The organism is Streptomyces sp. NPDC101490, from assembly GCF_044767145.1.
Classification (GTDB): domain Bacteria; phylum Actinomycetota; class Actinomycetes; order Streptomycetales; family Streptomycetaceae; genus Streptomyces.
The window spans coordinates 1-24,298 of the sequence record NZ_JBIWNI010000030.1 but is presented as its reverse complement, the minus strand read 5'-3'; the positions used below and the strand labels follow the sequence as shown (position 1 = coordinate 24,298).

Genomic DNA, 24,298 nt, shown 5'->3' with positions numbered 1-24,298 from the left:
CCCCGTCCCGTACGGGGTCCGGCGGGGGTCCCGCGCCGGGGTCAGCGGGTTCTGAGCCGGGTTCAGCGGGTCCTGAGCCGGAAGAGGAGCCCCGACGCGGCCACCGCCAGACCGAGCAGCCCGCCGCACCACGCCAGCGCGACCCAGGGGGCGCCGCCCACCGGCTGGTCGAGCAGCAGCCCCCGCATGGACTCGATCAGCGGGGTTACCGGCTGGTGCTCCGCGAAGCCGCGCAGCCAGCCGGGCATCGTCTCGATGGGGACGAACGCGCTGCTCGGGTACGGCAGGAACATCATGAAGAAGGTGACCGCCCCGGCGGCCTCCGCCGTCCTCGTCACCAGGCCGATCGCCGCCGACAGCCAGGAGACGGCCGTGATGTAGGCGAGCAGCAGCCCGATCGCGGCGAGCCAGCCGCCGGGCGTGGCGGCGGGGCGGAAGCCGATGAGGAAGGCGACGCCGAGGACGAGGGCGGTGGACAGCGCGTTCCGGGTGACGGCGGCGGCGACGTGCCCGGCGAGGAACGGCGTGCCGCCGACGTCGAGGGTGCGGAAGCGGTCCACGACCCCGCGCCGCATGTCCTCGCTGACGGAGACGGCGGTGCCCGCCGAGCCGAATCCGGCACAGAGGACGAGGACGCCGGGCACCACGTAGGTGACGTACCGGGTGCCGGTGTCGATGGCTCCGCCGAAGAAGTAGACGAAGACCAGCATCAGCATGATCGGCATCATCAACGAGGTGATGACCGCGTCCAGATTGCGGCGGCTGAGCCGGATGCCGCGCCCGGCGAGGGTGTGCGCGGCGGCGAACCCGCCGGAGAAGGCGCCCGGGATGCTGTCAGACACGGGTGTGCTCCTTGCCGGTGGCGGTGCCGTCGCCGGTGGCGGTGGCGGTGGCGGTTGTGGCGGTGGCCGTGGTCCGGGTGGTGCTTCCCGCGCGGCCCGGACCCGGTGTCTCCGCCGTCAGGTTCAGGAAGACGTCGTCGAGCGTCGCCGTGTGGAGGGTGAAGCGGGCGATGTCGCGCCGCCCGGGGTCGTACGCGTCGAGCAGCGCCCGGACGTGGGCGGCGCTGCCGTCGGTGCGCAGCCCGAGGGTCCGGTTCGCGGGGTCGCGCAGGACGGGCGCCGGGTGCGGATACGCGGTGAGTCGTAGATAGCTCTCCTCTCCATGTGCCACCAGGTCGAGCCGGTGGGCGGCGTAACGGTCCTTCAGTTCCGCCGGGGTGCCCTCGGCGAGGGTGCGGCCCCCGCCGAGGACCGCGACGCGGTCCGCGAGCCGGTCGGCCTCCTCCAGGTACTGGGTGGTGAGGAAGACCGTCGTACCGGTGCCGGACAGTTCGCGGACCACCTCCCACAGTTCCTGGCGGCTGCGCGGGTCGAGCCCCGTGGTCGGCTCGTCGAGGAACATCACCCGGGTCGTACCGGGGTCGCGGACGAGTCCGGCGGCCAGGTCGAGGCGTCGGCGCATCCCGCCCGAGTAGGTCTTCGCGAGCCGGCCGGCCGCGTCCGTGAGCCGGAACCGTTCGAGGAGTTCGGTGGTGCGGCGCGCGGCGGCGCGGCGGGAGAGCCCGGAGAGCCGGGCCACGGTCCGCAGGTTCTCGGCGCCGGTCTGGGTCTCGTCGACGGCCGCGTACTGCCCGGTGAGGCTGATCGCCCGGCGGACCCGGGGGCGCTCGGTGACGACGTCGTGCCCGGCCACGCGCGCGTGCCCGGTGTCGGGCGCGGTGAGCGTGGCGAGGATGCGGACGGTGGTGGTCTTCCCGGCGCCGTTGGGGCCGAGGAGGGCGAAGACGGTGCCGTGCTCGACCCGCAGGTCGAGGGCGTCGAGGACGCGGACGGCCCCGTAGTTCTTGGTGAGTCCGGTGGCTTCTACGGCCGGAGGCATGGCTGCTCCTTGGGCTCGCGGGCAGGACGGAACGGCGTACTGCGTATGCCATACGCGTTACTGTGTAAGGGTTACGCATTACTAGGATGGACGTCAAGCGAGCGAGGTGGCCGGGAGGCGGCGGGTTGTGAAGGACGGCGAGCGGCGGACGAGCGGCGGCGGCGAGGGCGGGGGTGACGGCCGCCTTGGTGCCGGTGGTGCCGGTGGTGCCGGTGAAGCTGGTCGGGTGAGAGGTGACCGTGCAGGTGCTGGTGTCAGTGGTGCTGCTGGCGGTGCCAGTGGTGGGGGGACCTTTCTGCCGCCGGTCATCGAGGCGGCCTGGGGGCTCCGGGAGCGTCCCTCCAAGGGCCCCAAGCCCGGTCTGACGCTGGACCGGATCGTGGGCGCGGCCGTCTCCCTGGCTTCGACGGAGGGCATCGGCGCCGTCTCCATGGGCCGGATCGCCAAGGAGCTCGGCGTCTCGACGATGTCGCTCTACCGGTACGTCTCCGCCAAGAACGAGCTGTACGTGCTCATGCAGGAGGCCGCCACCGGCGCTCCGCCCGAACTCGGCCCGCCCGGCGCGGACTGGCGCGCGGGCGTCGAGGCCTGGGCCTGGGCGATGCGCGAGGTCTACCACCGGAACCTCTGGATGCTGCGGCTCCCGGTCTCGGGGCCGCCCGCGACCCCGAACGTGGTCGCCTGGTGGGAGGCGGCGCTCGCCGCGCTGGAGAGCACCGGCCTCGACGAGGGTGCCAAGATCTCGGTGACCCTGCTGGTCGGCGGCTTCGTCCGGAACGACGCCGTGGTCATGGCGGACCTCGCGGACGCGGTCGCCGCGAGCGCCGGGGACCCCGAGGACGTCCTCGCCCGGTACAGCCGCACCCTGCGGCGGCTCACCGACCCCGAGCGGTACCCGCAGGTGACCCGGATGCTGGACTCGGGGGTGATGGACGACTCCGACGACCCGGAGTTCGAGTTCCGCTTCGGTCTCGCCCGGATCCTCGACGGGGTCGCCGTACTCGTGGAGGGCGGGGCCTCGTGACGCCCTCGCCGTCGTCGCCGCCCGGGGGGAAGCGCGCCTAGGGCCCGCTGTCTCCGCCTCCGCCTCCGCTTGTGGGGAAGCCCCCGGAACCCTGTCGCCGCCTCCGGCGTCCCCGTCCGGTCCGGATTCCCCGCGGCCTTCCGGGCTGCGCGAGCGGAAGAAGGAGCGCACCCGGCGGGCCCTGTCGGAGGGGGCCGTCACGCTCTTCCTGGAGCGGGGCCACGAGGACGAGACGGCCCTCGCGGAGGCGCTCCCCGGGAGCGCCGGAAGGAGCGCGGGCGTCGGCGGGGGACGCCGGGCGGCCTGAGGGCTGATTCCGAGAGGCCATGGGTGCCGGCACTGTCCGAATCCCGTTCCGTGGCCGTCCCGGTGGAGCCCCGGCCCGCCGTCACGGAGCCTTTGCCGCGAGAGCCTCCCGGCTGCTGCCTCCCTGCCCGCCCTTCCGGCCGCCTCGCTGTCCGCCTTCCTGTCCGCCCTCCTGTCCGTTCTTCCGTGCGGCGCGCGGGTGGCGAAGGACGGTGAAGGCGAGGGCGAGGGCGAGCAGAAGGAGTGCGGCGCCGGTGCCGAAGGCGAGGTGGTAGCCGCCGGTCAGGGCCTCGGCGGGGGAGTGGCCCGCCTCGGCGAGGGACTCGGTGCGGCCCGCGGCCAGGGTGGAGAGGACGGCGACGCCGAGGGCCATGCCGATCTGCTGGGTGGTGTTGAAGAGCCCGGAGGCCAGGCCCGCGTCGGCGTCCTCGGCGCCGGACATGGCGAGCCCGGTGAGGGCGGGGAGCGCGAGGCCGAACCCGGCGGCGAGCAGCATCACGGGGAGGAGGTCCGTCACGTACGAGGCGTGGACGGGGACGCGGACCAGCAGACCGAGGACCCCGACGAGCATCAGGAGGCCGGTGATCAGGACGTTCCGTTCGCCGAAGCGGGTGATGAGCCGGGCGGAGACGCCGAGCGAGACGACGCCGATGACGACGGCGGCGGGCAGCATCGCCAGACCGGTGCCGGTGGCTCCGTAACCGAGGACCTTCTGCAGGTAGAGGGCGACGAGGACCTGGAAGGAGAAGAGCGCGGCGACCATCAGCATCTGGACGGCGTTGGCACCGGCGACGCTGCGGGAGCGCAGGACGCGCAGCGGCATGAGCGGGTGCGGGGTCCGTGCCTGGCGGACCAGGAAACCCGTGAGGAGGGCGAGCGCGAGGGCGCCGAGACCGAGCGTGTGCGCCGAACCCGCCCCGTACTCCTCGATCTTGACGACCGCGTAGATACCGGTCATGAGCCCGGCGGTGACGAGCAGCGCACCGAGGACGTCGGCTCCGGCGCGGAGTCCGAGACCCCGGTCGGCGGGGAGGGCGCGCAGGGCGACGAACAGGGTGGCGACGCCGATGGGCAGGTTGATCAGGAAGATCCAGTTCCAGGTGAGGGCGTCGGTGAGGACACCGCCGAGGACCTGGCCGAGGGAGGCGCCCGCGGCTCCGGTGAAGCTGAACACGGCGATGGCGCGGGCGCGTTCGCGGGGCGCGGTGAAGAGGGTGACGAGGATGCCGAGGCCGACGGCGGAGGACAGCGCGCTGCCGACGCCCTGGAGGAAGCGGGCGGCGACGAGCACCCCGGGGGAGGTGGCGGCCCCGGCCAGGAGGGAGGCGCCGGTGAAGAGCGCGGTCCCGATGAGGAACAGGCGCTTGCGCCCGACGAGATCGCCGAGGCGGCCGGAGAGGAGGAGGAGCGAGCCGAAGGCGATGAGGTAGGCGTTGACGATCCAGCTGAGACCGGCGGGGGTGAAGCCGAGGTCGTCCTGGATGGCGGGCATGGCCACGGTGACGATGCTGCCGTCCAGGACGGTCATGAGCATCCCGGTGGCGAGGACGCCGAGGGCGGTCCTGTGGGAGGGAGAGGGGGAGGGTGCGGGGGCGGGCGTGGGCATGGAGGCACTCCTGTTCCGGGCGGGCCGACAGGAGTGACGCTAGCAGAAGGTTTTGTTGCAGACTATTTTTTACGGGATCAATATCGGGGTACGGGATCACTCTCGGGGTGTGAGGGGAGGCGGGCTCGTACGGGCGGGGCCTCCGGGGTGCCGCAGGGCCCTTTCGGCACCTGCGGGGGGCCTTCCGGACCCTGCGGGTCGTCAGGGAGGACCCGGAAGGGGGGTGGCCCAGGGTGGGCGGGCTTCGGAAGTGGCGCCGTCTGCCCGGAGGCCACGTCGGCGGGACTTTCGAAACGCGTCCTAGCCGCGCTGACGGGCCCGGCGGGCCGGGGTCGGGCTCTCGACGGGGCTCGCCAGGTGCCCGGTGACCAGCCGGTTCATGGCCCGCAGCAGAACCGCCCGCTCATCGTCCGGGAGGGCGCCGAGGGCCTCCTCGTGGACGCCGTCGACGATCTTCTGGCTCTTGTGGGCGACCTTCGCGCCCGCCTCCGTCACGGCGATGATCCGGGCCCGCCGGTCCGTGTTCGACGGCCGCCGCTCGGCGAGCCCGGCCTTCTCCAGGGCGTCCACGGTGACGACCATGGTGGTCTTGTCCATGTCCCCGAGCTCCGCGAGCTGCGCCTGCGTCCGCTCCTCCGCCAAGGCGTGCACGAGGACGCAGTGCATCCGCGCGGTCAGCCCGATCGTCCCGAGCGCCGCCGCCATCCGCGTCCGCAGCACATGACTGGTGTGGTCGAGGAGATAGGAGAGATCGGGCTCGGTGCGTGCGGGCGCCATGGCAGTCATGCGTTCCAGTCTGCCAGGACCGGCCTCGATCGATCCGTCACGGATTATCGGGAAGCGGAGGGGCGGGCCCTGCCCGTAAGGGGCGGACGTGCCCCTTGCGGGGCGGGCCCTGCCCTGCCGGGGACATTCCTCTACGGGACCCGCCGACCCCCTACGGGACGACCGCCTCCCTTACGGGCGGGGCAACCCCTACGGGACGGCCGCCTCCCTACGGGACGATCGGCCCCTTACGGGCAGGGGCCTGCCCCCGCCGGGATCGGCACGGGCTCCAGAACCGCCACCGGAACCCGCCACCGCCACCGCCATCGGAACCGGAACCGGAACCGGAACCGGAACCGGAACCGGGGACCGCTGGGCCAGGATGGGGCGATGCCCCCGACGCCCCTGCTCTTCCTGGACGTGGACGGACCGCTGATCCCCTTCGGGGAGAGGGGCGGCACGCCTCATCCCACGTATCCACCCGTACCGCCCGCCTCGGTGAGCCCCCTCCTCGCCCGGCTCGATCCCGCGCAGGGGCCGAGGCTGGCGGCGCTTCCGTACGAGCTGGTGTGGGCGACGACCTGGGAGGACGACGCGAACGTCTGGGTGGCGCCCCGGCTCGGGCTGCCCCCGCTGCCCGTCGTCCGGTGGCCGGACGACGGCCCCGGACCCGGCGGGGGTGTGCACTGGAAGACGCCGGGGCTGGTCGCGTGGGCGGCGGGGCGGCCCTTCGCCTGGGCCGACGACGAGATCGGCGCGGCGGACCGGGAATGGGTGGCCGACCACCACCCGGGTGCCGCGCTGCTCCTTCAGGTGGACCCCGGACGGGGGCTCACCCGTACGGACTTCGCCGCGCTCGCGGACTGGCCGGGCTGCCGGGCGGGGTCCGTCAGGAGCTGCGGGGCTGGGTGAAGCGGAGCATGTTGCCCGCCGGGTCGCGGAACGCGCAGTCGCGGACGCCGTACGGCTGGTCGACCGGCTCCTGGAGGACTTCGCCGCCCGCCGCGCGGACCCGTTCGAAGGTGGCGTCGACGTCCTCGGTGGAGAAGATCACGCCCCGCAGCATCCCCTTGGCGAGCAGCTCTGCCATGGCCTGCCGGTCGGCGGGAGCGGCGTTGGGGTCGGCGAGCGGCGGTTCGAGGACGATCTCCACGTCCGGCTGCTCGGGCGACCCGACGGTCACCCAGCGCATCCCCTCGAAACCGACGTCGTTGCGCACCTCCAGACCGAGGGCGTCACGGTAGAAGGCGAGGGCCTTGTCATGGTCGTCGACGGCGATGAAACACTGCGAGAGCTTGATGTCCATGCCTCCGAAGCTACGGGGGGCCGGAAGATTTCGCTTCTCCGATCCTGACCGGATCCGCAGGGTCCGTCACCGGCTCCGTACGGGCCGGGTGTGGACCTTGGCGACGCACGCGGGAACGGCCGCCCCGTCGTCGTGCGGGCGCGCCCGGTAGGCGGACGGCGACTCGCCCACCAGCTCGGTGAAACGGGAGCTGAACGAGCCGAGCGAGGTGCACCCGACGGCGAAGCAGACCTCCGTCACGCTCAGATCGCCCCGCCGGAGCAGCGCCTTCGCCCGCTCGACCCGCCGGGTCATCAGATAGGCGTACGGCGTCTCGCCGTAGGCGGCGCGGAAACTGCGGGCGAAGTGCCCGGTCGACATCAGAGCGACGGCGGCCAGCGCGGGCACGTCGAGCGGCAGCGCGTAGTCCCGGTCCATCGTGTCCCGAGCCCGCCGCAGCCGTACGAGATCCTCCAGCGTCACACCCCCAGGATGGCACGGGGGTACGACACGGGCCCGGCGCCGCCGGACACGTAAGCGAAGCCCGAAGACGTACACCTGCCCCGGGCCGGTGCTCCCGCACCGGACGCGCCCCGGACCGTACGGGGGGCGACCTGCGCAAGGCCGCCCCCCGTTCTCTGCTTCTCTCCAAGCCGACCCCTTACGGGCCGACCCGGCCCGTAAGGGGCGCGCGCGGGCTGTCTCGGGGGAACCCGTACGAAACCCCGGGTGCGGGAGGGCAGGCCTCCGCACCCCGCGCCCCGTGATGGGCGCGGGTCGTGCGGGGCCGGGCGTCAGCGCTGCTGGAGGGACCACTCCTGCTTCCAGCCGCCCTCGCAGGTCCAGACGCCGAGCTGCTTGTGGTCGGAGTCGTGGGTGAGGCAGTCGTCGGAGGAGATCCGGATCTGGTACTTGCCGCCGCCGAGGCTGACGAACTGCCACTTCTGGTTGGAGGTGTCACCCCACGCCTGCTGCTCGGCGACATAGGTGTCGGGGTTCATCGTCAGGTTGTAGCCGAGGTCGTTGACGATCCGGTAGCGGCCCCCGCCCAGCGCCTTGGCCGTCCAGGTGGACCCCTTGTACCCGAGGATGCCGCCCAGGACCGGCGCGCCCCAGCTCGCGGTCTCGTTGGGCGCGGTCGCGCCGAGGCCGTTGGCGAGCTTCAGGAACATCGGCCGGTCGGTCGGCACGGAGGAGCCGGAACCGCCGCCACCCGTAGGGGGGTTCGTCGGGGTCGTCGGGTCGGTCGGGGTGATCACGCCGCCGGAGGAGGACTCCAGCTCCCACTCCTGCTTCCAGCCGCGCTCGCACGTCCACACGCCGAGCTGCTTGAAGTCGGAGCTGTGGGCGAGGCAGTCGTCGGAGGAGATCCGGATCTGGTACTTGCCGCCGCCGACCGCGTACAGCTCCCACTTCTGCTTGGAGGAGCCGCTCCACGGCTGGAGCTCGGCCATGTAGCTGCTGGTGTTCTCGGTGAGGTCGAGGCCGTAGGAGCTGGTGATCCGGTAGCGGCCACCACCCACGGAGGTGATCTTCCACTTGGACTCGTTGCCGCCCCGGATGCCGGGGACGACCGACGCTCCGGCGGAGCCGTTGACCGGGACGGCGCCCAGTCCGTTGGACAGCTTCAGGAACGCCCAGGTGCCGTTGCCGTTGCCGGGTGTCGTCGGGTCGGTGGTCGGCGGGGTGCCGCCCCAGGCCCAGTTCTGGTTGGGGGCGTCCCGGTTGGTCTCGGAGCCGCAGGACCAGCCGGCGACCGTGCCGCCGTTGCCGGTCTGGGCGTTCACGTTGTCGACGCAGACGTCCTTGGAGCGGTCGTCGAGCTCGGTGAAGTGCCGGAAGCCGCCGCTGGGCGACATGTGCCAGCGCTGGCCGGGGATCTCCAGACAGTCCCAGACCTGGAGCTTGGTCCCGTTGGCGGTCTTGTTGCCCGCCAGGTCGAGGCACTTGCCGTTGGCCGCGCGGAGCTTGTAGCCGTTGTAGGTCCACTTCTGCGCGTCGCCGCCGTTGCACTCCCACATCTGTACGGGGGTGCCGTTCGCGGTGCCGTTGCCGCTGACGTCCAGACAGGCGTGGTAGCCGGGCCTGCTGGAGTCGGGGGTCAGACTGCCGGTCCTGCCCGCGTAGCCGGACCGCGCGGGGAAGTGCAGGGTGCGGACGTCGCCGTCGCACTTGTACGGCCGGGCGGTGCCCGACCGGCAGGTCCACGGCTCCTTCTTGACGGTGTCGCTGTCGTGGCCGACGAACGCCCAGTTCATGTACCCGCCGTCGCCCCGGTTGCGGAACGTCGAGTCGCCCTGGAAGACCCAGATCCGGAAGGTGTCGTAGCCGGAGGGCTCCTTCTTGTCCTTGTCCATGAAGTGGTTGAGCTTGTACGTGGTGTCGAGCAGCACCCCCTTCATGTCGGCCTTGTGCTCGTTCCTGAACCACTCGGTCTCGTACAGGTCGGTACCGACGGTCTTGAACACCAGGACGTTGAACCCGGGGAACTTCTCGCTGAGCTTCGCCGCCGTGTTCTTGGTGAACTCGGCGTTGTCCAGCTTGTTGTTGTTGGCGGCGCTGCGCATGAGCTTGATGACGTCGAAGGCGGAGGTGATCAGCGAGGTCATGCAGTTGCCGCCGCCGGGCACGGCCGGGGTGCCGCAGGTCTTGTCCACAGGGAAGCCGGGCGCCGGTGCGGCCTGGGCGGGTACGGCCAGACCACCGACGACGGCGACGGCCGCGATCCCGCAGGCCAGAGCACGTTTGAGGCGGGACAGGGGTTTCATGTCAGGGGCATCCTTTTCTCAAGAGAGCTGGATGCTAGGTCGGCGGATCCGGCGTTCCCGGGCCCGTTGACGCCATCCGTACGGCCCCTGACGCCATCCCTACGGACAAACCCCTCCGGGGCTTCCCGGAGGGGTTCGACGGGTGCTCAGGTGCCCGGGTGCTCCTCGTCGAGAAACTGTCCAGGCAGCGGACGCCCACGCCCGGCCCCTCGCCCCGCCCGGGCCGCGACTATTGCAAGCACCTGCTTGCAATAGTTAGCGCGGGGTGGCATGGTCGGAGCATGGCATCGCTCAACGTCGGCAATCTCGGTGAGTACCTCCGTGAGCAGCGGAGGACCGCGCAGTTGTCGCTGCGGCAGCTCGCCGACGCCGCCGGGGTGTCGAATCCGTATCTGAGTCAGATCGAGCGGGGGCTGCGCAAGCCCAGCGCCGAGGTGCTCCAGCAGGTCGCCAAGGCCCTGCGGATCTCCGCCGAGACGCTGTACGTGCGGGCGGGCATCCTCGACGAGAAGGAGCGGGACGACCTGGAGACGCGCGCCGTCGTCCTGGCCGACCCCTCGATCAACGAGCGCCAGAAGCAGGTGCTGCTCCAGATCTACGACTCCTTCCGCAAGGAGAACGCCGCCGAGGCCGCCGCCGCCGAGAACGGCACCGCGTCGGGCGCCGACGCCGGGAGCGGTCCCGGCGCCGCCGATGCCCCACCGCCCCCGGGCTAGCAGCCCGCTCGTACGTCACATTCCGGGAGGACCACCAGCATGGCCATCATCGACGAACTGCGTACCCCTCTCTTCTTCGCCGCCGGCACCGCCGACCTCGCCGCGCGCCAGGCCAGGAAGGTGCCCGGCCTGATCGAGCAGCTCGCCGCCGAGGCGCCCGCCCGTATCGAGGCCGTACGGAAGACCGACCCCAAGGCCGTGCAGGAGAAGGTGACCGCGCAGGCCAAGGAGGCCCAGGCCACCGTCCAGGCCAAGTTCGCCGACGTCGTCGGCAACCTCGACACGGACTTCAAGAAGCTCGGTGAGACCGCCCAGGACCTGGCCCTGCGCGGGGTCGGCGTCGCCGCCGAGTACGCGGTCAGGGCCCGCGAGAAGTACGAGGAGGTCGCCGCCCACGGCGAGGAGGCCGTCAAGGCGTGGCGCGGCGAGACCGGCGAGGAGATCACCGAGATCACCGTCGTCGTCGAGCCCGAGGAGACCAGGGCCGAGGACGGCCTGGCGACGGCGACCGCCGAGGACGACACCACGGTCACGGCCGGGGACACGACGGTCACGGCCGGGGACGCCGCGGCCGCGCCCGACGACACCACGGTCACGGCCGACGTCACCGCCTCGGACCCCGGGACCGACGCGTCCGCCGCCCCGGCCGCCGAGGCGCCCGCGAAGAAGGCCGCCGCCCGCAAGGCCCCCGCCAAGAAGGCCGCCACCGGCACTTCCGCCGGGAAGGAGTAGGCCGGGGTACCAATTCCGGTAGCCGGTGCGTTGAACCGGGTACCTTGACCGGGAGGCGTTCTTCCCCTCTTTCTAGGCGGTGCTCAGCATGTTGCGCGCGGGATTCGACTCCCTTCTCTCTCTGGTGATGTTCCTCGTCTTCACCGGCTTCGCCGTCGCCTCGCTCGTGTTCGCCGCGATGGCGCGCGAGGACGCCTACCGCGCCGCCGAGAAGCAGACGAAGAAGTTCTGGCTGATCCTCCTGGGCGTGAACCTCGCCCTGGATCTGCTGCTGCCGATACTGTTCCTGCAGATCGCGGGCCTGGTCGCGGCCATCGTCTTCATGGTGGACGTGCGCCCCGCGCTCGCGCGGGTCTCGGGCGGCGGCGGGGGTGGCCGCCGGGGCGGCGGCTCCAGCAGCGACGGACCGTACGGCCCCTACAACGGCGGGCGCTAGGCGCCCCCCGCACGACGACCGTCGCCCGCCCCCGGAGTACCGGGGGCGGGCGACGCGTATGTACCGGTCGCCGGTCAGGGGCGGGCAGGGCCCGGGGAGATCATCCCCGGGTCTTCCGCCGTTCCAGGGCCAGGACCGCCACGTCGTCCGTCAGCTCCCCGCCGTTCAGGGACCTGACCTCCGTCACCGCGGCCTCCAGCAGCTCCTCGCCCCGCAGCCCCGCCGCCAGCTGCCGGTCGATCATGCCGACCATCCCGTCCTGGCCGAGCCGCGGCGAACCGGGGCCCGCCGAGCGGCCCTCGATCAGGCCGTCCGTGTACATGAGCAGGCTCCACGTCCCGCCCAGCTCCACCTGCCGACGGGGCCAGCGGGCACGCGGCAGCAGCCCCAGGGCCGGGCCGCCGTCCTCGTACGGCAGCAGGCGCGCGCTCTTGCCCTTCCGGGCGATCAGCGGGGCCGGGTGGCCGGCCAGGCACAGTCCCGCGCGGCGCCCGTCGGGGGCGATGTCGACGGTGCAGAGCGTCGCGAAGATCTCCTCGCTCTCCCGCTCGTGCTCCAGGACCCGCTGCATCGTCGAGAGCAGTTCGTCCCCGCACAGGCCGGCGAAGGTCAGGGCCCGCCAGGCGATCCGCAGTTCGACGCCGAGCGCCGCCTCGTCGGGGCCGTGGCCGCACACGTCGCCGATCATGGCGTGGACGGTGCCGTCCGGCGTACGGACCACGTCGTAGAAGTCACCGCCGAGCAGGGCCCGTGAACGCCCCGGCCGGTAGTGGGCGGCGAACCGCAGATCGGAGCCCTCCAGGAGGGGCGTGGGCAGCAGCCCGCGCTCCAGGCGGGCGTTCTCCTGCGCCCGGAGCCGTGATTCGGCCAGCTTCACCTGGACGGCGTCGGCGCGCTTGCGCTCCACCGCGTACCGGATGGCCCGGCTGAGCAGCCGCCCGTCGAGTTCCTCGCGGAAGAGGTGGTCCTGGGCCCCGACGCGTACCGCCTCGGCCGCCAGTTCCGCGTCGGCGGAGGTGGCGAGCGCGAGGACGGCGTGGCGCGGCGCGAGGCGCAGGATGTGCCGCAGCGGGGCGAGCGGGTCGTCGCCCGCGGCGGCCCGGGGGCCGGGCAGGGAGAGGTCGACGAGGACGCAGTGGACGTCGTCGGTGAGGAGCCGCTCGGCCTCGGTGAGGTTGCGGGCGGTCCGGATGCGGACGCGGGTCCCGGCGGCGTCGGCCGTGTCGAGCAGTTCGGGTACGGCGAGGACACCCGCCGGGTCGTCCTCGACGACCAGGAGGGTGAGATCGGTACGGTCGGTGCCGGTGACTGTGCCTGTCATAGCGGTGGCGTCCGTGGCGGCGGCGTCCGCGGGGGTGCCGCCGCCGGGTTCCGCGCCGGCAGAGACGTTTCTCTGACGCTGTACGGATACGGGCATCGGTCCGGGTTCCCTTCCCCTGCCCCGAGGGTGCGCGGGGCGCCGGATGGCGTTCCGCCCGTCCGGACCCTAGCGGTAGGGCGGTCCGCAGCGGAATGGCGATCGGCGGACGGCCGCCCGCGCGGGCTTGGCATATGCCGCGGAAGGGGAGGTACTCGCCTCCGTACGGTGGCCGGAACCCTCGCCCGGGCAATGAGAAAGGTCACGCGGGCGGCCCTCTGGTGCCTCCCCGAGGGAGCACCCAGGGGAGGCACCAGAGGGGAAGGCGCCTCGGAAGGCCCACGAGTCGCATCCCCCGGGGCGCCCCATGGCCGGGCCCGGCCATGGGGGGCGGCCTCAGGGAAGACCCTCAGGCCGCAACCCCTTGCGGGCACCCCCGAGCAACCCCGTCCGGGCACCCCTAGGTGGCCACCCCGGCGGTGCCGTCCCTCCCCGTCCCGTCCTCAGCTCGGTCGGACGACCCCGAGGATCTCCATGGAGCCCGCGCCGGCGAGGGTCACGTTCCGGCCGGGCCGGGGCGCGTGGACGATCGTGCCGTCCCCGACGTACATCCCGATGTGGCTGGCGTCCTTGAAGTAGACGATCAGGTCGCCCGGACGCATGTCCTTGATCTGCACGCGCGGCAGCAGCCGCCACTGCTCCTGCGAGGTGCGCGGGATCGGCCGTCCCGCCGTGCCCCAGGCGAGCTGGGTCAGCCCGGAGCAGTCGTACGAGGACGGGCCCTCGGCCCCCCACTCGTACGGCTTGCCGATCTGCGCCGTCGCGAACTCGATCGCCTTCTTCGCCTCGGGCGTCGTGCCGTCCTTCAGCCCGGCGAGGACGCCGGTGCCGAGCCAGCTCGTCTGGGCCCGCTTCTGCGCCTGCGCCTCCAGGAGCCGCAGCCGCTCGCGCTCCTCGGCGGCGAGCTCGGACTCCAGCTTCTTCGCGGCGTCGATCTTGCCGTTGATCTCCTTCTTGGCCTGGGCCTGCCGGACCCGGTGGGCCTCCAGCTTGGTCCAGTTCTCGCCCGCTTCCTTGGCGTACAGGTCCAGGCGGGCCTGGGTGCTGGTCATCTCGCCGAGGAGGTCCGTGGTGGCCTTGGCCCCGGCCTTGAGGCGGCCCGCGGTGTCGAGGAAGAGCTGCGGGTCGTTCGTGAGGACGAGCTGGGCGTCTTCGGGCAGCCCGCCGTTGCGGTACTGGGCGCGGGCGGCGGCGCCCGCCCTGGCCTTGAGGTCCTCGATCTTCTCGCGGCCCTCCACGATCATCCGGGCGACCTTGACGATCTCGGCGGACTGTTCCTCGCTGCGCTCCTCCGCGAGGTTGTACGCGTCGGTGGCCGCGGCGGCCTGCCGGTAGAGGCCCTCTATCTCTTGGTGGACCTCTGCCAGGCTCTTCTTCGGCGGCGGCGGAGGCAGCGGCGCGGCGGCGGCCTGGAGCGTCAGCGCGGGAGAGGCCAGCACGGTCAGGGCGCAGATCACGGTGATCGCGGCGGTGGCGTGGCGGCGTCGGTTCACGAGCTCCCCCTCGGATGACCAAATCTGATTTACCGTCAGTAACTTACTGGTGACCTTGGCGATGGTGCCATGCGGGACCGGAAAGCGACAGGGGAGGCGGAGGCCCGTCGGGCCACTCTCCCCCACGGGGGACGAGTGATACGGGCGGGGCGTTCCCGGCGTACCGGAAATTCAGCGGGAGTTGGGGAGAACGGGGGAATCCGTGCTCCCGGATGCTTTCGGGAGGGATTTTCACCCCCGGGGCGCCAGCGCCTCCCACCGCACCGTCACTTCGCCCTGGCGCCACCGCCGGGGACCGTCCGCCAGGGGCCAGTCCGCCGCCAGGTCCCGGACCGAGCGGAGCCACCGCTGCCGGGCGCCGAGCGAGGCGTACGGGGCTGCCGCCGCCCACGCCCGGTCGAAGTCCCGCAGGAAGGCGTGCACCGGTTCGCCCGGTACGTTGCGGTGGATGAGCGCCTTCGGCAGCCGTTCCGCCAGGTCCGAGGGGCGGTCGAGCGAGCCGAGCCGGGTGGCGAAGGTCACCGTGCGCGGGCCGGTGCCGTCGAGCGCGACCCACACGTGCCTGCGCCCGATCTCGTCGCAGGTGCCCTCGACGAGGAGTCCGCCGGGCGCGAGCCGTCCGCACAGGCGCCGCCAGACGTCCGTGACCTGCTCCTCGTCGTACTGGCGCAGTACGTTCGCCGCCCGGATCAGGGCGACCGGTCCGGGCACCGGCACCTCGAAGCCGCCGTGCAGGAAGGCGAGCCCGTCGTGCTCGTACGGCTTCGCCGCCTCGACGCGGGCGGGTTCGATCTCGATGCCGTAGAGGCGGGTGCGGGGTTCGGCGGTGCGCAGTCGGGCGAGGAGTTCGACGGCGGTCCAGGGGGCGGCCCCGTAACCGAGGTCGACGGCGAGCGGAGGCTCGGGGGAGCGGCGCAGGGCGGGTCCGTGGACGGCGGCGATCCAGCGGTCCATGCGGCGCAGCCGGTTGGGGTTGGTGGTCCCGCGGGTCGGGGTGCCGACGGGGCGGGTGGTGCGCGGGGCCATGCCAAGAGGGTACGGGGTGGGGTGCTTCCCCCTTGTTCTCCATTCCCCTTGTTCTCTCCGTCCCTCAAGGGAGGGGAGGGGCGCAGGGGTACCAGGGCAGGGGCCCGTGGGACCCGAGAGCCTCAGGCGTCAGAGGCGTACCCGATAGAAGGCAGGGGTGCATGGGGCACACGGAGCGCATGGGGCACACAGAGCGCATGAGGCACACGGAGCGCATGGGGCACACGGAGCGCATGGGGCACACGGAGCGCATGGGGCACACGGGGCGTACGTGAGGGGCGTGCGGGCCGGGAAAGGACTCACCTCACCGGCAATGAATTGGCAAAGTGCCGCCACCGGCGGAAATGAAAGCACCCATTCCGGTGTTGTCGGGGCCGGAGGGCAGCCCCTGCCCTGCCTCAGTCATGCCCGACGCCCCCCAGCGGAAGGACCGCCGACGTGAGCCAGTACGTGTCCCGGTTCGCCGGAACCCGGCACCGGCACCCGGCACCGACCCGGCTCCGGCTGCCCGGCCGGAACCGCACCCCGCGCCGCGTGGCCATGCTCAGCGTCCACACCTCGCCCCTGCACCAGCCCGGCACCGGCGACGCGGGCGGCATGAACGTCTACATCGTCGAGCTCGCGAAGCGCCTCGCCGCCATCGACATCGAGGTGGAGATCTTCACCCGGGCCACCACCGGCGGCCTCCCGCCGGTGGTCGAGCTGGCCCCCGGCGTGCTCGTCCGGCACGTGGACGCGGGCCCGTACGAGGGCCTGGCCAAGGAGGAGCTGCCTGCCCAGCTCTGTGCCTTCACGCACGGTGTGATGCAGGCGTGGGCGGGCCACCGCCCCGGCCACTACGACCTCGTCCACTCCCACTACTGGCTCTCCGGGCACGTCGGCTGGCTCGCCGCCGAACGCTGGGGCGTCCCCCTCGTCCACGCCATGCACACCATGGCGAAGGTCAAGAACGCGGCGCTCGCCGAGGGCGACACGCCCGAGCCCGCGGCGCGGGTGATCGGCGAGACGCAGATCGTGTCGGCCGCCGACCGGCTGATCGCCAACACGGCCGAGGAGGCCGACGAGCTGGCCCGTTTCTACGAGGCCGACCCCGGCAAGATCGCGGTCGTCCACCCGGGCGTCAACCTCGACCGGTTCCGCCCCGCCGACGGCCGGGCCGCCGCCCGCGCCCGGCTCGGCCTGCCGCAGGACGCCTTCGTGCCGGTCTTCGCCGGGCGGATACAGCCGCTGAAGGCCCCCGACATCCTGCTGCGGGCCGCCGCGCTCCTGGTCGACCAGGATCCGTCGCTGCGTTCGCGCATGGTGGTGCCGGTGGTCGGCGGCCCGAGCGGCAGCGGCCTCGCGAAGCCGGAGGGGCTGCAGAAGCTGGCCGCCCGGCTGGGCATCGCGGACGTCGTGCGCTTCCATCCGCCGGTGGGCCAGGACACGCTCGCGGACTGGTTCCGCGCGGCCAGCGTCCTCGTCATGCCCTCGTACAGCGAGTCCTTCGGTCTCGTCGCGGTCGAGGCGCAGGCGACCGGGACCCCGGTCGTCGCGGCGGCGGTCGGCGGCCTGCCGGTGGCCGTACGGGACGGTGTGACGGGTTTCCTGGTGCAGGGGCACGACCCGGCGGACTACACGCGCGCGCTCGCCCGGTTCGTGGCCGATCCGTCGCTCTCGGCCCGGATGGGGGCGGCGGCGGCGCGGCACGCGGGCTCGTTCGGCTGGGACAGGGCGGCCGCGGCCACGGCCGATGTGTACACGGCGGCCGTCCTCGACCACCGGCTGAAGGAGAACCGCCGTCGCGTACGCTCCCACCATGGCTGAGGACGTGGTCGGGAACCTGGTCGGGGACGCGCGACGGACCATCGAGTCCGTCCTCGGGGACGCCGGGCTGGAGTGGGAGTCGCCCGAGCCCGGCGCGTACGTCGTCAAGCTCCCCGGCACCCGCAAGCTGTTCACGACGCTGTCGCTGCGCGCCGGACGCCACTCGCTCTCCCTCAACGCCTTCGTCGTCCGCCACCCCGACGAGAACGAGGCGGCCGTCCACCGCTGGCTGCTCGAACGGAACCTGAAGCTGTACGGGGTGGGGTACGCGATCGACGGCCTCGGCGACATCTACCTCGCGGGCAAGCTGCCGCTCTCGGCCGTCACGCCCGAGGAACTGGACCGGCTGTTCGGCTCGGTCCTGGAGGCGGCGGACGGCGACTTCAACACGCTCCTGGAGCTGGGCTTCGCGTCGGCGATCCGACGGGAGTACGAGTGGCGGATCGCGCGCGGGGAGTCGACACGGAACCTCGACGCGTTCAAGAAGCTGACGAGCAGGCCCGCGAACTGAGGGGCGGGCCTGCTCGCTTCCCCGGAGAGGATCCGGCCGGGGTTCGTGCGGGGGCTCGTACCGGGACTCGGGCAGGGATCGGGCCGGGGCTCAGGCGCTGAGCGCGGTGTCGGAGGCCTTGGTGGGGCCGGTGGTACCGGCGGGGCCGGTGGTTCCGGCGGAGACGGCGACCGGTTCCACGGGGCCGGACTCCGAGGCATCCGGCTCGACTGTGTCCGGCTCGACTGCGTCCGGCTCGGCGGCGTCCGCCGGGTCCTCCGCGAGCGCGCGCCGCAGCAGGGTGGCGTAGCCGAGGGCGGCGACGACGCCGATGGTGGCCGTGGCGACCCACAGGACGCCGGGACCGGGTCCGTCGACGATCGCGCCCGCGCTCACCGGGGCAACGAAGCCGGCGACGGCCCAGGACATGCCCATGACCCCCTGGTACCGGCCGCGCGCGTGCTCGGGGGCCAGCCGGGCGGTGGCGGCGGCGTTGGTGGGGATGTGGATCATCTCGCCGACGGTCCAGACGGCGACGGTCATGGCGAAGACGAGGGACGATCCGGCGAGGCCGGTGACCCCGGTGCCGAGGGCGAAGAGCAGCGAGGAGAGGACCAGCAGGACGACCGGCGAACGCTTCTCGGTCAGCTTGTTGACGAGCAGCTGGAAGCCGACGATCACGATGCCGTTGACGGCGATGACGCGTCCGTAGGCGGAGGGCGGGAAGCCCTGGTCCGTCATCGTGAACTGCAGCCCGACCCAGGGGACGGTGAAGACGAGGCAGACGAGGAGGTTGAGCAGGACCAGGGTGCGGAAGGGGGCGTCCCGCAGCACCGTGATCATGCTGACCTTCGCGGCGGCGACGGGAGCGCCCGTCGGGTCGGTCCTGGTCTCGGGGCGGGTCTCGGGGAGACGGAGGAAGACGATGACGGCGCACAGGACGGTGGCGACGGCGTCGGCGATGAAGAGGGTCCGGTAGCCGAGGACGAGCGCGGCGCCGCCGCCGAGGGAGGCGATGGCGAAGCCGAGGTTGAGGGCCCAGTAGTTGAGGGCGTACGCCCGGCGCACGTCATGGGCGGGGACCATGTCGGCGATGGTCGCGTTGATGGGAGGGCGGACGGCCTGCATGGCGACGCCCATCAGGAGCACGACGGCGGCGATGGCCCAGGGGCTGGTGACGAACGCGAGGGCGGCGGCGCAGGTGGCTGCCGCCAGGTGCATCGTGACCATGGTGGGGCGGCGGCCCCAGCGGTCGGTGAGCACGCCGCCGAGCGGGGAGCCGGCGACGCCGCCGAGACCGTGGAGGGCGACGACGAGTCCGGCGAACCAGGCGGAGTGCCCGAGCTCGATCGTCAGGTAGAGGGAGAGGAAAGTCAGGACGAAGGCCCCGGTGCGATTGACCAAGGTCGACAGCCAGAGCCACCAGAAGCCCTGCGGAAGTCCCGAAACCGTGGCGGTGGCCGATCGTCTGAGCGAGTCGATGGACATGTGTGGTGAGCCCCCTGGCTGATGTAAGTCCCTCTAGCGGCAGTCGTAACTTACGTATCTCAGCTTGCGGACGCCACTGGATTGACGACGCGTGTCAATCGTCCGAGGTCGTTTAGGCTCGTACACATGGCCGACGCACCGTACAAGCTGATCCTCCTCCGCCACGGCGAGAGCGAGTGGAACGAGAAGAATCTGTTCACCGGCTGGGTGGACGTGAACCTCACCGCGAAGGGCGAGAAGGAGGCGACGCGCGGCGGCGAGCTGCTCAAGGACGCCGGTCTGCTGCCCGACGTGCTCCACACCTCCCTCCAGAAGCGCGCCATCCGCACCGCCCAGCTCGCGCTGGAGTCCGCGGACCGCCACTGGATCCCGGTCCACCGCTCCTGGCGCCTCAACGAGCGCCACTACGGCGCCCTCCAGGGCAAGGACAAGGCCCAGACGCTCGCCGAGTTCGGCGAGGAGCAGTTCATGCTGTGGCGCCGTTCGTACGACACCCCGCCGCCGGTGCTCGCCGACGACAACGAGTTCTCGCAGGTGCACGACCCGCGCTACGCGGGCATCCCGTCGGAGCGCCTCCCGCGCACCGAGTGCCTGAAGGACGTCGTGGAGCGGATGCTCCCGTACTGGTACGACTCGATCGTCCCGGACCTCCTCACCGGCCGCACGGTCCTGATCGCCGCGCACGGCAACAGCCTCCGCGCCCTGGTCAAGCACCTCGACGGCGTCTCGGACGCGGACATCGCGGGCCTCAACATCCCGACGGGCATCCCGCTCTCGTACGAGCTCGACGAGAACTTCAAGCCCCTCAACCCCGGCGGCACCTACCTCGACCCGGAGGCCGCGGCCTCCGCCATCGAGGCGGTCAAGAACCAGGGCAAGAAGTAACGACACTCGCACACGAGGCCCCTACCTGCGGATTCTCCGCAGGTAGGGGCCTCGCTCGTGTCTGTGGGCCGTCGCTGGGCCGTCAGGTGGCGCGGCGGGCCTCAGGCCTGACCCGGATCCTGACGCGGAAGGCGATCAGGAGCGCAGCTGGGGCCACGCACTCCCAAGGCATGTTGACCCATAGAGCGACGGCTCCGAGTGCGCTGGCGGTGATGGGGGCAGGGGAACGCCGAGGGGCTATGTCGATTCGAACGATGGGCGGTATCATCGAGACCTCCTGATGTGTTCTCGTCCGGTGCAGGGCTGGGCACGAACGGAGTCAAAGGCCGCCCCCTGGCAGGGGCGGTCTTTCCATTCGGAGGGGAATCCTTGCATGATCGCGAGATTCCTGCAAATATCGAGATGGGGAGGTCGGAGTGATGCATTCCGCTTGCTTCCTCGGCCTATTCCTCCACCTGCCCCGATCCCCAGTGTCAACTTATTGCCCTCTAGCCATCGAGTCATTGGCCTATCGAGCCCTCTGGCCATCGAGTCATCGGTCTATCAAGCCCTTTGGTCATCGAGTCATTGGCCTATCGAGCCCTCTGGCCATCGAGTCATCGAGCCATCTGGAGTTGAACCTGGGTGGCAACTCCATGCGCATCCTGCATGCGACTCCGAATGACATCTTCCAAATGATGTCCCCCAAATAGTGTCATTTGGAAGACGTCATTTGGGGTCCAATTGGTATCACTGGAGGGGTGAATCATGGATCGCGTAATGTTTCTATTTTGAATGTCCGCGCGGCGGCGGGCTTCGGAGGTAATCTCTCCGGAAATTCAATGGGTGGGTCATTGGTTTGGATTGCTATGAACTTTGGTTCGGGTAGATTGATGAGATTGCGCTTCTGGTACGTTCGCGACTGCTCGGCATCAGGTGGGCGTATACCCGCAATGTCAGTCCGGGGTCCGAGTGGCCCAGGTACTCCGCTAGGGCCTTGACGTTCTCTCCGGAGTCCAGGAGCACCGAAGCATAGAAGTGCCGAAGCGCGTGCATCCCGTGCTCGCGGGCCGCTGCGTACGTCTCCTCGCCCTCCCCACGCTCTGGGATGACGCCAGCCGCAGCCAGAGCGGGTTTCCACTGGTCGGTGTTGAACTGCCCTCGCCAGACATGGTTGCCCTGAGGTGCCGTGAAGAGGATCTGATGGGTGACCGGGTTTCCGGCCTGCGTCAGCCACGGCAGGGTGATGTCGACGGGCGGGTAGAGCTTCATGTGGGTCCGGAAGGCCGCAGCAACGGGCGCCGCCAGCGGCACGTCCCTGAGCTTGCCACCCTTCGGAGGCGCAAAGACGGGCTTACCGCGGCTGAGCTTGAGCTGCCGTACGACATGGACGGTGTTCGTTTTGAAGTCCACGGCGTCGACGGAGAGTCCCAAGATCTCCCCTTGGCGAAGCCCGCATCCTGCCCCTGCATCCACCATGGCCTGGAAGCGGGAGGGGAGGCCCGCGCGCACGGCGAACACCCGCTCCGGCGTCCAGGGGGTCACCCTCTTCTGCTTCACGGTCGGTGCCTTCACCGATCGAGCGGCGCAGGGGTTCTTTGCCAGATGCCCGTCATCCACGCCCGGGTTCAGCGCGTCGTCGCTGTGGACGGTGCGGTCCACGAACCCGTTGCCGGTGACGGCCTTGCACAGGGTGTCCGACAGCCACGGCGGGATCGCGGAGGGGTTGTCCAGGCACAGGGCCCAGGAGTCAGGACCGGGTGGGGGATGTTCGGCATCCACGCTGCGACCAGCCACGCCACGAGCTGCCGGAAGGCGGACTCGTCCATGTCGAACATGCTCTGGAGCATGGACAGCCCGTCGCCTTCGAGGGTCGGGTTGGGCATGGGCGACATGGCCCCAGAGCGGCGGAACAGCAGCGGCGAGCGCGGTACGACCTGCCAGCTCCCGGCGGACACGGTGGCGGCGCGGCCGTCTGCGGTGCCCTCCAGCACCGCCATGGCGTCCGTCATCGCGGACCGGGATGTCACGTCCCCGTCCACCGCCTCCACGTAACGGCCGCAGAGGTCCCAGGGACGTCCGCCCGGAAGGGTGGTCTCTCGCGCTCTTCGCTGTGATGCCACGCGGGGCTGGTCCGGGCAGTACCTGGGCCGCCAGCGTGCACCGGAATCCCTCAAGGGGCACTGCTCAACCGCAGGTCAGATGGTTGTCCGTTGGTGAAATCCCAGCTCGAAATGCCGGTTGGTGAGAACCAGGGCAAGAAGAAGTAGCCCTCCCGCACGAAAGAGCCCCCGGCCCGCGGTTCCTCCGCCGGACGGGGGCTTCTTCGCGTTCCGGCGAGCCACACCCTCCCCGCCCGTACGGGCGCGCGCCCCGCCTTCCCCGCCCCGCCCGGACGTCCTAAGGCGCGAGGCCCTCCGCGTACTGGTTCGCGTAGGTGCCGGTCGCCGGGACGATCGTGATGACGTCGATCATCACCCCGTCCGGGGCGGCCACGATGAAGTGACGCTGGCCGAACTCCTCGGTGCGCGGCGGCAGCAGCTCGCGCAGTCCGGCCGCGCCGACGAGCCGCCGGTGCTCCGCGTCCACGTCGTCCACCTCGAAGTTCAGCAGGAGCCCGCCCGTGATCGGGGCGCGGTGGCCCGCCGGGACGCTCGGGTGGGCGGGGTCGAGCAGCGCCAGCTCGTACTGAGATGCGTCCGGGCGCCGCAGGCTCACGTACCAGTCGGCCTCGAAGGTCGGCTCGAAGCCGAAGTGGCGGGTGTAGAAGTCGCGCGAGGCGGCGACGTCGCGGGTGCAGATCACCGGGTAGAAGCCCCGGAGCGTGCTGGTCATGGCGGATTCCTTCGTCATGGCGGGCCCGTGCGGTGACGGGGAGCGGGCGGGCCGCCCCTTCGCGTACGAGGCGGGTCTCCCCTTCACATACCTGGGGTATGTGAAGGGGAGGGTTAGCATACCCGGGGTATGTGAAGAGGGAAGGGCGGTACGGACATGGCGACCAGCCGGGCCGAACAGCGGGCGGCGACCCGACGCGCGCTGCTGGCGGAGGGGCGGCGGCGGTTCGCGGCCGACGGCTACCACGACGTCGTCCTCGCCGAGGTGGCCGCCGCCGTCGGCGTCACCAAGGGCGCGGCCTACCACCACTTCGCCAGCAAGGAGGGCCTCTTCCGGGCCGTCGTCGCCGAGGTCCAGCACGAGCTGGGCGAGCGGGTCGCGGCCGTGGCGGACGCGCACGCCGACCCCTGGGAGCAGCTGCGCGCGGGCTGCCACGCCTTCCTCGCGGCGGGCGCCGATCCGGCGGTCCGCCGCATCGTGCTGCTGGACGCGCCCACGGTGCTGGGCTGGGACGAATGGCGCGCCACGGACGAGGACGCCTCGGCCCGGCATCTGGCCGAGGCCCTCGAAGGGCTCGTCGCCCTGGGGGTCATCGCGGACCAGCCGGTGGCGCCGCTGGCCGGGCTGCTGTCCGGTGCGATGAACGAGGCGACCGTCCGGCTGGCCCGCTCGACCGCCCCGACGGCCCTCGCCGACACCGAGCGCGCCCTGGACCTCCTCCTCTCCGGCCTGCGCACCCGGCCACCGGCCGGGTAGGGAGCGCGAGCGACGGGCCGCCCCCCGGCAGTCAGGGCCCGCACCCGCCCGCTCCGCCGGACGGGTGAAGGCGAAACCTTACGGCGGTGGTCCGGCGCATCGTGGGGGAGCCAGGAGGTAGAGGTGGGGGTGAATCTCCCCTCCTCCCGAAACGAGAAACCCCGTGCGTCTCCGGCACTCCGTCGCCGCCGTCTGCGGTGCCCTCACCCTCACCGCGGCTCTGGCCGCCCCCGCCCATGCCGCCGGCGGTGACTTCACCTACCGGTTCGCCGGACCGGACGGCTCCCCGCTGACGGCCACGCTCCACGACCCGGAGAGCGACCGGTGCCTCACGCTCCCCGAGGTGGCCGACCCGTACTCCTCCGAGCCCGCCTTCGCCCCGCACAACGACACCGACGACTACGCGATCGTCTTCACCGGGCCCGACTGCACGGGCGACTCCTGGAGACTCCGCCCCCACGGCCGCCCGGCCACCGACCGCCTCAAGCTCCGTTCGGTCGTCTTCGTCCGCTAGGGCGTGTCTTCAAAGGGTCATATCCACATCAGGAGTGACGCGATGGTGAGGGCCGCTTCGTAGGACTCGCGGGTTTTGTCGTAGCGGGTG

General features: G+C 71.7%; 22 protein-coding genes and 1 pseudogene. 10 read left to right on the top strand and 13 right to left on the bottom strand.

Features of this window, described 5'->3' with window-relative positions:
- Positions 1-62: 62 nt before the first annotated feature.
- Together ACIRQY_RS32465 and ACIRQY_RS32460 are read right to left on the bottom strand one after the other, a co-directional pair.
- The gene (locus tag ACIRQY_RS32465; protein WP_403931641.1) at positions 63-842 is read right to left on the bottom strand and encodes an ABC transporter permease; all 780 of its coding nucleotides are present in this window, start codon (positions 840-842) and stop codon (positions 63-65) included.
- Positions 835-1,881, bottom strand: coding sequence for an ATP-binding cassette domain-containing protein (locus tag ACIRQY_RS32460; RefSeq protein ID WP_403931638.1), 1,047 nt, complete (start codon positions 1,879-1,881; stop codon positions 835-837). Before ACIRQY_RS32460 ends, ACIRQY_RS32465 begins: the two co-directional genes overlap by 8 nt.
- Before the next feature lie 226 nt (positions 1,882-2,107).
- On the opposite strand from ACIRQY_RS32460, the gene ACIRQY_RS32455 reads away from it, so the two are divergent.
- A complete protein-coding gene (locus ACIRQY_RS32455; protein WP_403931636.1) occupies positions 2,108-2,905 on the top strand; it encodes a TetR/AcrR family transcriptional regulator in 798 nt (265 codons plus the stop codon).
- Positions 2,906-3,293: 388 nt separating this feature from the next.
- Here ACIRQY_RS32455 and ACIRQY_RS32450 read toward each other — a convergent pair whose 3' ends face one another.
- Complete coding sequence (locus ACIRQY_RS32450) at positions 3,294-4,817, bottom strand: MFS transporter (RefSeq protein WP_403931633.1); 1,524 nt, start codon at positions 4,815-4,817, stop codon at positions 3,294-3,296.
- Between the two features lie 300 nt (positions 4,818-5,117).
- Positions 5,118-5,603, bottom strand: a complete 486-nt coding sequence (locus ACIRQY_RS32445) for a MarR family winged helix-turn-helix transcriptional regulator (protein WP_403931630.1) — start codon at positions 5,601-5,603, stop codon at positions 5,118-5,120.
- Positions 5,604-5,972: 369 nt separating this feature from the next.
- Between ACIRQY_RS32445 and ACIRQY_RS32440 the strand changes: the two genes are divergently transcribed.
- Entirely contained in the window at positions 5,973-6,494 is a 522-nt protein-coding gene (locus ACIRQY_RS32440) for a hypothetical protein (protein ID WP_403931627.1), read from the top strand.
- Here ACIRQY_RS32440 and ACIRQY_RS32435 read toward each other — a convergent pair.
- From ACIRQY_RS32435 to ACIRQY_RS32425, 3 genes are all read right to left on the bottom strand, one after another.
- The gene (locus tag ACIRQY_RS32435) at positions 6,472-6,888 is read right to left on the bottom strand and encodes a VOC family protein (protein WP_351794026.1); all 417 of its coding nucleotides are present in this window, start codon (positions 6,886-6,888) and stop codon (positions 6,472-6,474) included. The genes ACIRQY_RS32440 and ACIRQY_RS32435 overlap by 23 nt on opposite strands.
- A gap of 66 nt (positions 6,889-6,954) precedes the next feature.
- Positions 6,955-7,350: a helix-turn-helix transcriptional regulator gene (locus ACIRQY_RS32430; protein ID WP_351794029.1), complete on the bottom strand. Its 396-nt coding sequence runs from the start codon at positions 7,348-7,350 to the stop codon at positions 6,955-6,957.
- A 311-nt stretch (positions 7,351-7,661) separates the two neighbouring features.
- Positions 7,662-9,635, bottom strand: a complete 1,974-nt coding sequence (locus tag ACIRQY_RS32425) for an RICIN domain-containing protein (RefSeq protein ID WP_403931623.1) — start codon at positions 9,633-9,635, stop codon at positions 7,662-7,664.
- 281 nt (positions 9,636-9,916) lie between these two features.
- Here ACIRQY_RS32425 and ACIRQY_RS32420 point away from each other — a divergent pair, with 281 nt between their 5' ends.
- The 3 genes from ACIRQY_RS32420 to ACIRQY_RS32410 all read left to right on the top strand — a co-directional run bounded on the left by ACIRQY_RS32420 (position 9,917) and on the right by ACIRQY_RS32410 (position 11,519).
- Positions 9,917-10,351, top strand: a complete 435-nt coding sequence (locus ACIRQY_RS32420; protein ID WP_403931620.1) for a helix-turn-helix domain-containing protein — start codon at positions 9,917-9,919, stop codon at positions 10,349-10,351.
- A gap of 39 nt (positions 10,352-10,390) precedes the next feature.
- Positions 10,391-11,083: a hypothetical protein gene (locus ACIRQY_RS32415; protein WP_403931617.1), complete on the top strand. Its 693-nt coding sequence runs from the start codon at positions 10,391-10,393 to the stop codon at positions 11,081-11,083.
- An 88-nt stretch (positions 11,084-11,171) separates the two neighbouring features.
- Entirely contained in the window at positions 11,172-11,519 is a 348-nt protein-coding gene (locus ACIRQY_RS32410; RefSeq protein WP_351794044.1) for a DUF2516 family protein, read from the top strand.
- Between the two features lie 100 nt (positions 11,520-11,619).
- On the opposite strand, the gene ACIRQY_RS32405 is transcribed toward ACIRQY_RS32410, so the two are convergent.
- From ACIRQY_RS32405 to ACIRQY_RS32395, 3 genes are all read right to left on the bottom strand, one after another.
- Positions 11,620-12,936, bottom strand: coding sequence for a PP2C family protein-serine/threonine phosphatase (locus ACIRQY_RS32405; protein WP_403931612.1), 1,317 nt, complete (start codon positions 12,934-12,936; stop codon positions 11,620-11,622).
- 443 nt (positions 12,937-13,379) lie between these two features.
- Positions 13,380-14,429 carry a C40 family peptidase gene (locus ACIRQY_RS32400; protein WP_351795249.1) on the bottom strand — a complete coding sequence of 350 codons (1,050 nt, stop codon included), beginning with the start codon at positions 14,427-14,429 and terminating at the stop codon, positions 13,380-13,382.
- Positions 14,430-14,660: 231 nt separating this feature from the next.
- Positions 14,661-15,455, bottom strand: coding sequence for a class I SAM-dependent methyltransferase (locus tag ACIRQY_RS32395; RefSeq protein WP_351795246.1), 795 nt, complete (start codon positions 15,453-15,455; stop codon positions 14,661-14,663).
- A 438-nt stretch (positions 15,456-15,893) separates the two neighbouring features.
- On the opposite strand from ACIRQY_RS32395, the gene mshA reads away from it, so the two are divergent.
- Complete coding sequence (gene mshA / locus ACIRQY_RS32390; protein WP_351795243.1) at positions 15,894-17,261, top strand: D-inositol-3-phosphate glycosyltransferase; 1,368 nt, start codon at positions 15,894-15,896, stop codon at positions 17,259-17,261.
- Positions 17,254-17,772 (top strand): YbjN domain-containing protein, encoded by a 519-nt coding sequence (locus tag ACIRQY_RS32385; RefSeq protein WP_403931608.1) that lies wholly within the window; start codon positions 17,254-17,256, stop codon positions 17,770-17,772. Before mshA ends, ACIRQY_RS32385 begins: the two co-directional genes overlap by 8 nt.
- A 90-nt stretch (positions 17,773-17,862) precedes the next feature.
- Here the strand turns inward: ACIRQY_RS32385 and ACIRQY_RS32380 are convergent, their stop codons facing one another.
- Positions 17,863-19,239, bottom strand: a complete 1,377-nt coding sequence (locus ACIRQY_RS32380; protein ID WP_403931605.1) for an MDR family MFS transporter — start codon at positions 19,237-19,239, stop codon at positions 17,863-17,865.
- Positions 19,240-19,365: 126 nt separating this feature from the next.
- On the opposite strand from ACIRQY_RS32380, the gene ACIRQY_RS32375 reads away from it, so the two are divergent.
- Complete coding sequence (locus ACIRQY_RS32375; protein WP_403931602.1) at positions 19,366-20,124, top strand: phosphoglyceromutase; 759 nt, start codon at positions 19,366-19,368, stop codon at positions 20,122-20,124.
- An 846-nt stretch (positions 20,125-20,970) separates the two neighbouring features.
- On the opposite strand, the pseudogene ACIRQY_RS32370 reads toward ACIRQY_RS32375, so the two are convergent.
- Together ACIRQY_RS32370 and ACIRQY_RS32365 are read right to left on the bottom strand one after the other, a co-directional pair.
- A pseudogene (locus ACIRQY_RS32370) lies at positions 20,971-21,828 on the bottom strand (tyrosine-type recombinase/integrase); the annotation flags it as partial.
- 675 nt (positions 21,829-22,503) lie between these two features.
- Entirely contained in the window at positions 22,504-22,938 is a 435-nt protein-coding gene (locus ACIRQY_RS32365; protein WP_403931600.1) for a VOC family protein, read from the bottom strand.
- 156 nt (positions 22,939-23,094) lie between these two features.
- Between ACIRQY_RS32365 and ACIRQY_RS32360 the strand changes: the two genes are divergently transcribed.
- Both ACIRQY_RS32360 and ACIRQY_RS32355 read left to right on the top strand, forming a co-directional pair.
- Positions 23,095-23,694 carry a TetR/AcrR family transcriptional regulator gene (locus ACIRQY_RS32360; RefSeq protein ID WP_403931597.1) on the top strand — a complete coding sequence of 200 codons (600 nt, stop codon included), beginning with the start codon at positions 23,095-23,097 and terminating at the stop codon, positions 23,692-23,694.
- Positions 23,695-23,857: 163 nt separating this feature from the next.
- On the top strand, positions 23,858-24,208 hold the full coding sequence (locus ACIRQY_RS32355) for a hypothetical protein (protein WP_351795228.1): 351 nt from the start codon (positions 23,858-23,860) through the stop codon (positions 24,206-24,208).
- Positions 24,209-24,298: the final 90 nt, after the last annotated feature.